The organism is Candidatus Pelagibacter sp. PS_44 (assembly GCF_059417735.1).
Genome location: NZ_CM182063.1, coordinates 398,459 through 410,101 on the forward strand (window position 1 = coordinate 398,459; position 11,643 = coordinate 410,101).

General features: G+C 31.5%; 11 protein-coding genes. 4 read left to right on the forward strand and 7 right to left on the reverse strand.

What is annotated here, in order from left to right:
- Positions 1-72 precede the first annotated feature (72 nt).
- The 3 genes from AC5SLO_RS02150 to AC5SLO_RS02160 all read right to left on the reverse strand — a co-directional run bounded on the left by AC5SLO_RS02150 (position 73) and on the right by AC5SLO_RS02160 (position 2,975).
- Positions 73-1,215 carry a glycine cleavage T C-terminal barrel domain-containing protein gene (locus AC5SLO_RS02150; protein ID WP_494573557.1) on the reverse strand — a complete coding sequence of 381 codons (1,143 nt, stop codon included), beginning with the start codon at positions 1,213-1,215 and terminating at the stop codon, positions 73-75.
- 46 nt (positions 1,216-1,261) lie between these two features.
- Positions 1,262-1,450 carry a hypothetical protein gene (locus AC5SLO_RS02155; protein ID WP_271617086.1) on the reverse strand — a complete coding sequence of 63 codons (189 nt, stop codon included), beginning with the start codon at positions 1,448-1,450 and terminating at the stop codon, positions 1,262-1,264.
- Positions 1,451-1,520: 70 nt separating this feature from the next.
- Positions 1,521-2,975, reverse strand: a complete 1,455-nt coding sequence (locus AC5SLO_RS02160) for a phosphomannomutase/phosphoglucomutase (protein ID WP_494573558.1) — start codon at positions 2,973-2,975, stop codon at positions 1,521-1,523.
- 157 nt (positions 2,976-3,132) lie between these two features.
- On the opposite strand from AC5SLO_RS02160, the gene AC5SLO_RS02165 reads away from it, so the two are divergent.
- The 3 genes from AC5SLO_RS02165 to AC5SLO_RS02175 are packed head-to-tail and all read left to right on the forward strand — an operon-like array spanning position 3,133 to position 6,689.
- Positions 3,133-5,070: a ribonucleoside-diphosphate reductase subunit alpha gene (locus AC5SLO_RS02165; RefSeq protein WP_494573559.1), complete on the forward strand. Its 1,938-nt coding sequence runs from the start codon at positions 3,133-3,135 to the stop codon at positions 5,068-5,070.
- Entirely contained in the window at positions 5,061-6,071 is a 1,011-nt protein-coding gene (locus AC5SLO_RS02170) for a ribonucleotide-diphosphate reductase subunit beta (RefSeq protein WP_494573560.1), read from the forward strand. The genes AC5SLO_RS02165 and AC5SLO_RS02170 overlap by 10 nt, the downstream gene beginning before the upstream one ends.
- A gap of 6 nt (positions 6,072-6,077) precedes the next feature.
- On the forward strand, positions 6,078-6,689 hold the full coding sequence (locus AC5SLO_RS02175; RefSeq protein WP_494573561.1) for an FkbM family methyltransferase: 612 nt from the start codon (positions 6,078-6,080) through the stop codon (positions 6,687-6,689).
- Here the strand turns inward: AC5SLO_RS02175 and AC5SLO_RS02180 are convergent, their stop codons facing one another.
- The 4 genes from AC5SLO_RS02180 to AC5SLO_RS02195 are packed head-to-tail and all read right to left on the reverse strand — an operon-like array spanning position 6,690 to position 10,952.
- Positions 6,690-7,814: a bifunctional 2-methylcitrate synthase/citrate synthase gene (locus AC5SLO_RS02180; RefSeq protein WP_494573562.1), complete on the reverse strand. Its 1,125-nt coding sequence runs from the start codon at positions 7,812-7,814 to the stop codon at positions 6,690-6,692. It lies immediately after the preceding gene.
- The gene (gene prpB / locus AC5SLO_RS02185) at positions 7,814-8,710 is read right to left on the reverse strand and encodes a methylisocitrate lyase (protein WP_494573563.1); all 897 of its coding nucleotides are present in this window, start codon (positions 8,708-8,710) and stop codon (positions 7,814-7,816) included. The genes AC5SLO_RS02180 and prpB overlap by 1 nt, the downstream gene beginning before the upstream one ends.
- Positions 8,710-10,212: an MmgE/PrpD family protein gene (locus AC5SLO_RS02190; protein WP_494573564.1), complete on the reverse strand. Its 1,503-nt coding sequence runs from the start codon at positions 10,210-10,212 to the stop codon at positions 8,710-8,712. Before AC5SLO_RS02190 ends, prpB begins: the two co-directional genes overlap by 1 nt.
- A 50-nt stretch (positions 10,213-10,262) precedes the next feature.
- Positions 10,263-10,952, reverse strand: coding sequence for an HAD-IA family hydrolase (locus tag AC5SLO_RS02195; RefSeq protein WP_494573565.1), 690 nt, complete (start codon positions 10,950-10,952; stop codon positions 10,263-10,265).
- Between the two features lie 70 nt (positions 10,953-11,022).
- Between AC5SLO_RS02195 and AC5SLO_RS02200 the strand changes: the two genes are divergently transcribed.
- Complete coding sequence (locus AC5SLO_RS02200) at positions 11,023-11,643, forward strand: DapH/DapD/GlmU-related protein (protein WP_494573566.1); 621 nt, start codon at positions 11,023-11,025, stop codon at positions 11,641-11,643.

Genomic DNA, 11,643 nt, shown 5'->3' on the forward strand with positions numbered 1-11,643 from the left:
TAGAACAATTACGAGTAAGTAAAGAGAGATATAGTCTTTTGGGGTTAACATGGTTTATGAATACTAGACTTACTAAGAACTTGCTAGTTTCTTTTTAGGATCATAGAAAGGTTTTTCAACAACTGTTGCCTTAATAATTTTGTCATTCATTTTAACATCGAGCACTGTTCCAATCTCTGAATTATTAATGGATACCATTGCAAGTGCAATGTTTTGTTTTAGTCTTGGTGAATAAACGGCAGATGTAATTTTACCAACAAATTCATTGTCTTTTTTGATTTCCCAAAAGGTAGTGTTAGGTCCAGTTAAAGGATCACAATCTAAGATCATTCCAACTTGTTTTCTTTTAATACCATCCTTGTTTATTTTTTGTAAAGCATCTTTTCCAATAAAATTTATATCGGTATCAAGGTTCACAAGTCTTCCTAAATTTAGTTCATAAGGGTTGGTGTTTATATCAGCATCAGCATGGTAGGATAACATTCCACCTTCAATACGTCTAATCGATGATGTATGACCTGGTTTTAATCCGTGAAGTTTACCAGCTGCCATTATTTTTTCCCATAACTCATCTCCCTTAGAACCATCTCTTAAATATAACTCGTAACCTAGTTCACTTGACCAACCGGTACGGGACACAATTAAAGGAATGCCATCTAAATCTAATTCACGTAACCAATAATATTTAAGATCATTAATACTTTCACCAAATAAAGCCTCCATAATTTTTCCAGAGTTTGGCCCTTGTAATTGAAGAGGGGAGACATCGGGCTCAGAAATTTTAACATTAAGACCTGAATTGATTGCAACGCCTTGTGCCCATAATAAAATATCACTATCTGCAAGGGATAACCAATAATGGTTTTCTTTTAATCTTAATAAAACTGGATCGTTTAAAATTCCACCTTCATTATTTACTATTAAAACATATTTACATTGGCCAACTGCAAGCTTTGATAAATCTCGAGGCGTTAACAGTTGAATAAATTTTGTAGCATCGGGTCCTGTAATCTCAACCTGTCGCTCTACTGCAACATCACATAAAATTGCTTCATTGACTAAATTCCAAAAGTTTTGTTCAGGAGAACCAAAGTCACGAGGAATGTACATGTGATTGTAAACTGAAAAGCCAGTTGCACCCCATTTAACCGTTGAATTAAAGTAAGGGGATTTTCTAATCTGTGTTCCAAAACCGAAGTTTTTTTTATCTTCCATTTTCAAAAACCTATTAATTATTTGATTATTTTAAAAGCTTTAATTATTATTTTTCACAATCCTCTGTTGCAAATGCTGTTTGCTCCATGATCTCTTCAGGCTCTTTGCTGAAGACTTCATCCATCTCTTCATCACTAAATTTTGCACTTAATTTATCAACGGTGCACTGACAGTATATTTTAGCGCCATCTGGGCCAATATATGCTTTAGAATTAGAGTAACAACCAATGTACAATTCCTTCTCATATTCAGGGCTTAGAGCATGACTTTTAGAGGTAAACAGGAGGATAAGGATTAGTAAATATTTATATTTTTTGATCATATTCACCGACTTTGCCAGTTTTTTGTAAAAGATCATCAATAAAATCAAAGATCTTTTTCTTTCTCTCATCTGATGTCGGGCTTTCAGTTACAACAACAAGGGATGGTTTATTAGATGAAGCTCTAATCAAACCCCATGAACCATCTTTAAAAGAAAATCTGATACCATTAACCGTTAAGACTTCACTTATCTCTTGGCCATCAATTTTAGTTTGATTATCTTTTAATTCATTTACTTGTTTAACCAACTCTTCAACCACTTGATATTTCTCTTTATCTTTACAATGTGGTGCCATCGTTGGAGTTTGAAAAGTATTAGGCAGTTCTTTTATAATCTCATTCATAGATTTGTTTTCATTATTTAATAAATGGCACACTTGAATTGCTGAATTTATTCCATCATCATAACCAAATCCCAAAGGTTGATTAAAGAAAAAGTGACCACTTTTCTCAAATCCAGCTAGTGCTTTTTCAGTATTAACTTTTCTTTTAATATGTGAGTGACCTGTCTTCCAATAAATGGTTTGACAGTTATTCTCTTTTAAGACCTTATCAGTTGCGTACAGTCCAGTTGATTTAACATCGACTATAAATTTAGAATTTTTATGAGTTTTAGATAAGTTTCTTGCAATTAATAATCCAATTTTATCTGAAAATATTTCATCCCCCAAATTATCAATCACACCAACTCTATCGCCATCACCATCAAAACCAAATCCAATATCAGCGTTATTATCTTTTACTGCTTTTGCAATTGCATGTAGCATCTCTAAATCCTCTGGATTTGGATTATATTTTGGAAAAGTCCAATCCAAATCACAATCAAGTTCAATTACCTCACAACCAATTCCTCTTAAAATTTCAGGGGCAAATATTCCAGCCGTACCATTTCCACAAGCAACAACAGCTTTAATTTTTTTTGTTATTTTATTTTTAGTTATTAAATCATCTTTATAAATTTGTTGAAAACCTTCTATTTGTTTTTCACTACCTTCACCTTTGATAAAATTTTCATTTAAAGTAATTTCTTTTAATTCTTTCATCTCTTCAGGTGCATGAGTTAAACCTTTTTTGATACCCATTTTAACGCCAGTCCAACCATTTTCATTATGACTAGCAGTTACCATTGCAACAGCATCCGCATTTAAACTAAATTGTGCAAAATAAACAGTAGGGGATAATGATAAACCGATATCTTCAATATTACATCCCGTTGAAAGTAATCCTTTTTTAAGTGCAGTTTTTATTTCTTCACTGTAGGACCTATAATCGTGACCAACAATTATTCTCGGATTCGTTTTTTTAGTATGTTTTATAATTTGTGTGCCTAAACCTTTGCCGAGATTCTCTATTCCAAGGCTATTAATATCTGTTCCATACAACCATCTCGCGTCGTACTCCCTGAAGCCATATGGATCTATTTTTAATTTTGTTGTCATTGCTAACCTTTCTTACATTCATTTTATTTTTTTATTGATATTTTTTTTATATGTTCTATAAATGTTCTGTTGAATAATGATTTATATGGTGTATCAATGGTTCTAGCATACAACATATAGTTGTTTTGTTAAAAATAACTGAAAAACTTAAAAATTTATGAATAAAATACTATCACAGGCACTCAAGAAAGCTGTCTCCGAGTATAGCCCAAATAACAGCGAACTTTCTAAAAACAAAGGACCTGATTTATTCTCACTTAATAATGACACTGAACTTTTTCAAAATGAAAAAGGCATCATTATTAAAATTGATAGAACAAAAGACTCTAAATTAACAGACTTTGGTAAAGCAACTTTAAAAGATCGTTACTTAGGTCACAATGAATCTTATCAAGATTTATTTGCACGTGTTGCAAGTTCATACGCAGATGACAATTTACATGCACAAAGAATTTATAACTACATTAGTAATTTATGGTTCATGCCAGCAACTCCAGTTTTATCAAATGGTGGAACTAAAAGAGGATTACCCATTTCTTGTTTCTTAAATGAAGCATCAGATAGTTTAAGTGGAATTTTAGATCTATGGAGTGAAAATGTTTGGTTAGCTGCTAAGGGTGGTGGAATTGGAAGTTACTGGGGTAACCTTAGATCCATTGGTGAAAAAATTGGTAAAGTGGGTAAGACTTCAGGAATTATTCCTTTCATTAAAGTAATGGACTCGTTAACGATGGCAATTAGCCAAGGATCATTAAGAAGAGGATCGGCTGCTTGTTATCTACCAATTGATCATCCTGAAATTGAAGAATTTATTGAAATGAGAAGACCTACTGGTGGAGACCCAAATAGAAAAGCATTAAACCTTCATCATGGTATTTTAGTATCAGATGCGTTTATGAGAGCTGTTGAAACAGATGAACAGTGGGCACTAAAAAGTCCTGCTGATGGAACTGTTCAACAAACGATCTCTGCAAGAAATTTATGGATTAGATTATTAACGGCTAGAATGGAAACAGGAGAGCCTTACATCATCTATATCGATACAGTGAACAGACAAATTCCACAACATCATAAGTTAGCAAACCTAACAGTTAAAACTTCTAACTTATGTAGTGAAATAACTTTACCAACAGGCATTGATAAAGATGGCAGAGATAGAACAGCCGTTTGTTGCCTATCTTCTTTAAACTTAGAAAAATATGATGAGTGGAAAGATGACGCGATGATGATTAATGATGTGATGAGATTTTTAGATAATGTTTTAACTGACTTTATCGAAAGAGCACCAGATCAGTTTGCAGATGCAAAATATTCTGCAGCAAGAGAACGAAGTGTTGGTCTTGGAGTTATGGGTTTCCATTCTTATTTACAAAAGCACAGCATTCCACTTGAATCGGTCATGAGTAAAGTTTGGAATAAAAAAATATTCAAACACATTCAAGAACATGTTGATCAAGCATCAAAAGATTTAGCGGATGAAAGAGGACCTTGTCCAGATGCTGCTGAATATGGATTTAATGAAAGATTTTCAAATAAAACTGCGATTGCGCCAACTGCATCAATTTCAATTATTTGTGGTGGAGCTTCTCCAGGGGTTGAGCCAGTTGCTGCAAATAGCTATACACATAAAACATTGTCAGGTTCATTTAATGTTAGAAATAGATATTTAGTAGAACTGCTTGAAAAACATGGCAAAAATAATGAGGATGTTTGGTCTGGGATTACAACTAATCAGGGTTCAGTTTCTGACTTAGATTTTTTAACAGATCATGAAAAAGATGTTTTTAAAACTGCTTTTGAATTAGATCAAAAGTGGATCATTGAACTAAGTGGTGACAGAACTCCACACATCTCACAAGCTCAATCTATTAATTTATTTTTAGCAGCAGATGTTCATAAAAAAGAGTTACATAAAATTCATTTTGATGCTTGGAAAAAAGGCCTGAAGAGCCTTTATTACTGTAGATCAAAATCAATTCAGCGTGCAGAAAATGTTAATGATGAAAAATCAACAGATATTCTTGCAAACGTTTACAAACAAAAACCAACAGCGGCGAAAGATCCGGAATACGAGGAGTGTTTATCATGTCAGTAGCAGAAAAAATAAAAGCTGAAATTGTTCAGCCAAAAAATAATAACGGCTTATTAGTAGCCAATCCAGTTTACAAACCATTTAGATATCCATGGTGTTATGATGCTTGGTTAACTCAACAAAGAATTCACTGGTTACCAGAAGAAGTGCCTCTTGGAGATGATGTTAAAGACTGGCAAAAAAATTTATCAGCTTCTGAAAAAAATTTATTAACTCAAATTTTTAGATTTTTTACTCAAGCGGATGTTGAAGTAAGCAATTGTTATATTCGTCACTACATGAATGTATTTAAACCAACTGAAGTCTTAATGATGATGTCAGCATTTGCTTCAATGGAGACAGTTCACATTGCTGCGTACTCTCATTTATTAGATACAATTGGAATGCCTGAGTCAGAATATTCAGCGTTCATGCAGTACAAAGAAATGAAAGATAAATACGATTACATGCAAGGCTTTGATGTTAAATCAAATCATGACATTGCAAAAACAATAGCGGTGTTTAGTGCATTTACTGAAGGCTTACAATTGTTTGCAAGTTTTGCAATTCTTCTTAACTTTCCAAGACACAATAAGATGAAAGGAATGGGCCAAATTGTAACTTGGTCTGTTAGAGATGAAACATTGCACTGTAATTCTATGATTAGACTATTCAAAGAGTTCGTTAATGAAAATCCTGGTATCTGGACTGAGAAGTTAACAAGTGAATTATATCATGCTTGTAAAACAATTATTGCTCACGAAGATGCTTTCATTGATTTAGCTTTTGAAATGGGTCCAATGGAAGGTCTAACCGCACAAGAAGTTAAAGACTATATTAGATTTATTGCTAATAGAAGATTAACTCAGTTAGGTTTAGAACCGCTTTACAATGTTCATAAAAACCCACTTACATGGTTAGACACGATGTTAAATGCGGTTGAGCACATGAACTTCTTTGAAGGTCGTGCAACTGAATATTCTAAAGCATCAACTCAAGGAACTTGGACAGAAGCCTTTAGCTAACGAATAGTGAAAGATTTCGGTTTAGTTGTAATAGGCGCCCATTTTGGAGTTTGGCTAAATGATAAAATTTTAGAATATAAAAATACAAATATTCTTTTAGTTGAACCAGTTCCTTATAATTATAAGATTTTACAAAATAAGTTTAAAGAAGTTAAAAATATATTTATTTGCACTAAAGCTGTTTTTTCAAAAAATTTAAAAAAAAATTTTTATTATATAAAAGGAGAATCAATTCCAAAATTAGGAAAGCACTGGGCGAGTGGCATAGGATCTTTTGATAAGCAGCATATTTTAAATCATAAAAGCAAAAGATTTAATATTCAAAATAATGATATCGATAATATAGAAATAGATTTTATCACTTTTGATAATTTAATTAAAGAATATGAAATTAAATCAATTGACAACTTACAAATCGACGCTGAAGGAGCAGAATATGAAATTTTAAATTCTATAGATTTTAAAATGATTAAAATTACTTCTATTCAATTTGAGTCAAAGCACTTTGATGGAACTTTTTTACAAGGTCCCAAGTTAACATTAATTAAAGAAAAACTATCTAATAATGGTTATAAATTAACCCAAATTGATAAAGAAAATATTTTAGCGGAAAAATAATTATCTTTGATTTAATTCTAAAACTTTTCTATGTTTTTGACCTTTGTAACTTGCAAGAGGTCTAATCAATTTATTAGCCGCATGTTGCTCCATAATATGTGCAGACCAACCCGTAATTCTCGAAATAACAAATATAGGTGTAAAGAAATCTGTATCAAATCCCATTAAGTGGTAAGTAGGTCCTGTTGGGTAATCCACATTGGGGTAAATATTTTTTTCTTTAATCATTACTTTCTCTACAATGTCGTAAATTTTTTCAAAAGTTTTGTCTTTTTTAATAATGGCCACTCTTTTAAAATATTCTCTCATTGTTGGAACTCTTGAGTCTCCACTTTTGTAAACCCTATGACCAAATCCCATCACAACATCTTTATTTTTAAGAGCTTTAGTAATCCACTTTAGAGCATTTTCTGGTTTTTTAATTTTTTTCATCATGTGCATTACTTCTTCATTGGCACCACCATGAAGAGGTCCTTTTAAACTAGCGATTGCACCGGTGATTGCCCCATGGATATCTGATAAACTACTAGTGATAGTTCTTGCTGTAAAAGTTGATACGTTAAAACTATGCTCAGCGTATAAAATTAAAGATACGTCAAATGCTTTAACAATTTCTTTTTCAGGCACTTTGCCAAAACACATATGAAAAAAGTTTTCAGAGAAAGAAAGATTTTTCTTAGGAGCTATAATTTTTTTTCCTTTTCTAAGTCTATAAAAAGCAGCAAGAGCAGTTGGAGTTTTTGCAAAAATTCTTAAAGCCTTTCTTAAATTTGCTTTAGGAGAGTTGTCTTTACTTTCTTTATCCTCCAAACCCATTACACTAACAGCCGTTCTTGCAACATCCATTGGATGTGAATTTTTTGGAATTTTTTTTAAAATTTCGATTAAATTTTTAGATAATGCTCTCTCTTTTGTTAAGTCTTTAACAAATTGCTTAAGATGAGTCTTTTTTGGTAGTTCTTTATTTAATATTAAATAAGCAACTTCTTCAAAGTTACATCTGGCACACAAATCTTGAGCAGCATAACCCCTATAAGTAAGAGAGTTAATTTCTGGCATAACCTTAGAGATTTCAGTTTCATCAACAATTATACCCAGTAAACCTTTTTTTATATCATCGCTCATTATTCATGTCCTTCCGTACTAAAGTTATAAATCTTTTCATCTAACGAGTTATATTTCTCATATTCCACTAATTCGTATAATCGTTTTCTAGTCTGCATTTTATCAATAATATTGTTCTGATGTCCATTTACAAAAATGTCCTTCAAGCCATCTTCAACATTTTTCATAGCTAATCTTTGTGTTGTCACTGGATAAATTACAATATTATAGCCAAAATTTTCTAATTCTTTATAGTTGAATAGTTTTGATTTACCAAACTCGGTCATATTGGCTAGTAAATAACATGATAATTCTTTTCTAACTTTTTCAAAATCTTTTTCATCATAAAGAGCCTCTGGAAATATAATTTCTGCTCCAGCATCAATGTAGGCTTTACATCTATCAATCATTTTATCAATTCCCTCAACCCCTTTAGCATCTGATCTTGCTATAATTTTAAAATTTTCATCTTGTTTTGCAGCAACACACTCTTTAATTTTTTTAACCATTGCTTCAGTTGAAATTAATTCTTTGTTATCCAAGTGGCCACATCTCTTACGTTCCACTTGATCTTCTAAATGAACAGCAGATATTCCAAACTCTTCAAAGGTTTTAATAGTTTCTTCACAAGATTTAAAACCAGTATCGATATCAACAATTGTTGGTAAATTAGTAACTCTTGAAATTAAATATGATCTTGTACTAACATCTTGCAGCGTTGTTAAACCAATATCAGGAAACCCTAGATCATTTGCCATAACTCCACCTGACACATAAACCGCATCATAACCAATTTCTTCAATTAATTTTGCAGTTAAAGGATTATAAGCACCTGGTACTCTTAAAATTTTATTAGATTTTAATTTGCTGACAAAGTCAGCTCTCTTTTGATTAGGTTCTTTTTCTACAAAATGCACTAAAAAATTCCTTGTTTTGTATTTTTCTTTATTTGTTTTTTCTTAACTTGAATGTTCAACTTATGTAATTCTCCCGCTTTTAAATTCTTAAGGTTTTGAACTGTTTTTAAAAAACGAGCACTCTCTTTCTTTTCTAATATTCCATCTGTTAAAGTTAAAAACTTTTTAATATAATTTTCTCTTTTAAAAGGACGTGCTCCATAAGGGTGCGCATCGGCTCTATCAAGTTGTTCGATAATTTTTTTCCCATTGTTCAAAGTAACCACCACTTTTGCACCAAACGATTTATTCTTTGGATTTGGATCGTGATATTTTTTAGTCCATTTTTTATCTTCATAAGTAGTAATTGATTTCCAAATTTTTATAGTACTCTTTCTACTTGCTCTTTGCTTTGTATAAGATTTAACATGATGCCAATCCGCATCTTCAAGTGCTACTGCAAAAATATACATAATAGAGTGATCTAGCGTTTCTCTACTTGCATTAGGATCCATTTTTTGAGGATCATTAGCGCCTGTTCCTATTACATAATGAGTGTGATGGCTTGTAAAGATATCAATCTTTTTAATCTGACCTAAGTTTGGAATTTTTTTATTTAATTTTTTAGCAATATCTATCAACGCTTGTGATTGGTATTCTGCAGAATATTCTTTAGTATATGTTTCAAGTATAGCTTTTTTAGGCTCATTCTTTTTAGGTAATGGCACATTATATAAAGCTTTCTTACCATCTAAAATTCTAGCAATAACACTATCTTCACCTTCATAAATTGGACTCGGTGCACCTTCACCACGCATGGCCCTATCTACTGCTTCAATTGCAAGTTTGCCTGCGTGAGCAGGAGCGTAAGCTTTCCAACTAGAGATTTCTCCTTTTCTAGATTGCCGAGTTGAAATTGTTGTGTGTAGAGCCTGTTGAACAGCTTGATAAATTGTTTCAGTATTTAATTTTAACATCGTACCAAGTCCTGCTGCAACACTAGGCCCTAAATGTGCAATATGATCAATTTTATGTTTATGCAAACATATACCTTTAACTAAATTAACCTGAACTTCATAACCAGTAATAATCCCTCTTAATAAATCTAAACCACTTTTTTTAGTTTGCTGAGCGACACTTAAAATTGGAGGAATGTTGTCTCCTGGGTGACTATAGTCTGCAGCTAAAAAAGTATCATGAAAATCAAGTTCTCTTACAGCGGTACCATTTGACCATGCAGCCCATTCACAATCAAATTTTAATTTTGTATCTATACCAAATAAATTTGCTCCATTTTTTCTTGGATGTTTTAAGGCCATCTCTCTTGAAGAAATTACTGCCTTTCTATTTAAAGAAGCTATAGCAACTGATGCATTATCAATAATTCTATTGATGACCATTTCAATTGCAGCTTTATCTAATTTTACATTGTCAGAGGCAATTTCAGCAATTTTCCATGCTAATTGATTTTTCTTAGGGAGTTTAATTTTTGATGGATAAACTTTTACTTTATGTGAAATCATTAGAACTCCTAAATTGTCTGCACATATTAATAGTAAGAAAAAAAATTAAATCAATCTTTTAAGTAAGTAGAAACTATTTTTTCAACACCAATAAAGTCTTTTATTAAATGATTATGATAAATTTCATTAGTATTTTTTTCAGTATAACCATTTTCTAATAAAATAACTGGAATTGAAGCAGCTTTTGCAGCATTTGCATCAGTTTCACTATCACCAAACATAAGAGATTTATTTATTTCTCCACCCACAATTTCGATTATATTTGTGACGTGTCTCGGATCAGGTTTGCAATAATCAAAAGTATCTGATCCAGCTACATATTCAAAGTAATCATAAATTCCAATTTTTCTTAAAAGATCTATTGCTAAGTGTTCTTGTTTGTTTGTGCATACTGCCATTGAAATATTCTGAGATTTGCACCATTTCAAAAATTCTATAACACCATTAATAAGTGTGCTTTCATTGATAATATTTTTTCCATAAAAATTTATAAAATCCTTAACCATTTCAACTTTAATCTTTTGATCATCAATTTTGCCAAATTCTTTTTTTGCCTGTCCCCATATAGATCTTCCAATCATAGCACCCGCACCTTGACCAACTAGATTTCTAATTTCTTCAGTAGATTTTGTGGGATAACCATATTTTTTCATTACATGGTTATGAGCATTCATTAAGTCTGGCGCTGTATCAACCAGTGTTCCATCAAGATCAAATATAATTGTGTATTTTTGAGTCATTTATAAAGTATTTTTAAGAAATAAATTGTGAATTAAGATACCTATACACTTAATATAAAAGTATTTCCAGATGAAACAAATAAATTCTAATAGCAACCAAGATGAACTTAGAAAATTTTTTATAAAGTCGGGTGTAAAGATGATTGGACCAGAGACAGTTTTTTTTTCCAAAGATACTAAAATTGGAAAAAATGTAACAATTAATCCTTATGTTGTAATTGGACCAAAAGTTAAAATTGGTAGCAATGTAATTATAAATTCATTTTCTCACTTAGAAGGTTGCAATATAAAAAATAAAGTTGAAGTTGGTCCTTATGCAAGACTTAGACCAGGAACAATTTTAGAAGAAGGATCTAAAATTGGAAACTTTGTAGAAGTTAAGAAAAGTAGAATTGGAAAGAAATCAAAAGTAAATCATTTATCTTATATTGGTGATAGTGAATTGGGAAAAGGTGTAAATATTGGAGCTGGCACAATTACATGTAATTATGATGGTATCAAAAAAAGTAAAACAAAAATTAAAGATAATGTTTTTGTAGGCTCAAACTCATCACTAGTCGCACCAGTAACTTTAGAAAAAAGCAGTATTGTTGGGGCGGGCTCTGTAATTACAAAAAATGTAAAAAAAAACTCATTAGCTTTAACTAGAGCACCTCAAACCTCAGTTAAAAATTATAGAGGAAAAAAATAA

What these genes read in the sequence shown, in the direction of transcription:
- AC5SLO_RS02195 (WP_494573565.1), bottom strand. Translation starts at nt 10,952, where the DNA reads ATGACTCAAAAATACACAATTATATTTGATCTTGATGGAACACTGGTT.
- AC5SLO_RS02180 (WP_494573562.1), bottom strand. Translation starts at nt 7,814, where the DNA reads ATGAGCGATGATATAAAAAAAGGTTTACTGGGTATAATTGTTGATGAA.
- AC5SLO_RS02160 (WP_494573558.1), bottom strand. Translation starts at nt 2,975, where the DNA reads ATGACAACAAAATTAAAAATAGATCCATATGGCTTCAGGGAGTACGAC.
- AC5SLO_RS02200 (WP_494573566.1), top strand. Translation starts at nt 11,023, where the DNA reads ATGAAACAAATAAATTCTAATAGCAACCAAGATGAACTTAGAAAATTT.
- AC5SLO_RS02170 (WP_494573560.1), top strand. Translation starts at nt 5,061, where the DNA reads ATGTCAGTAGCAGAAAAAATAAAAGCTGAAATTGTTCAGCCAAAAAAT.
- AC5SLO_RS02165 (WP_494573559.1), top strand. Translation starts at nt 3,133, where the DNA reads ATGAATAAAATACTATCACAGGCACTCAAGAAAGCTGTCTCCGAGTAT.
- AC5SLO_RS02190 (WP_494573564.1), bottom strand. Translation starts at nt 10,212, where the DNA reads ATGATTTCACATAAAGTAAAAGTTTATCCATCAAAAATTAAACTCCCT.
- AC5SLO_RS02150 (WP_494573557.1), bottom strand. Translation starts at nt 1,215, where the DNA reads ATGGAAGATAAAAAAAACTTCGGTTTTGGAACACAGATTAGAAAATCC.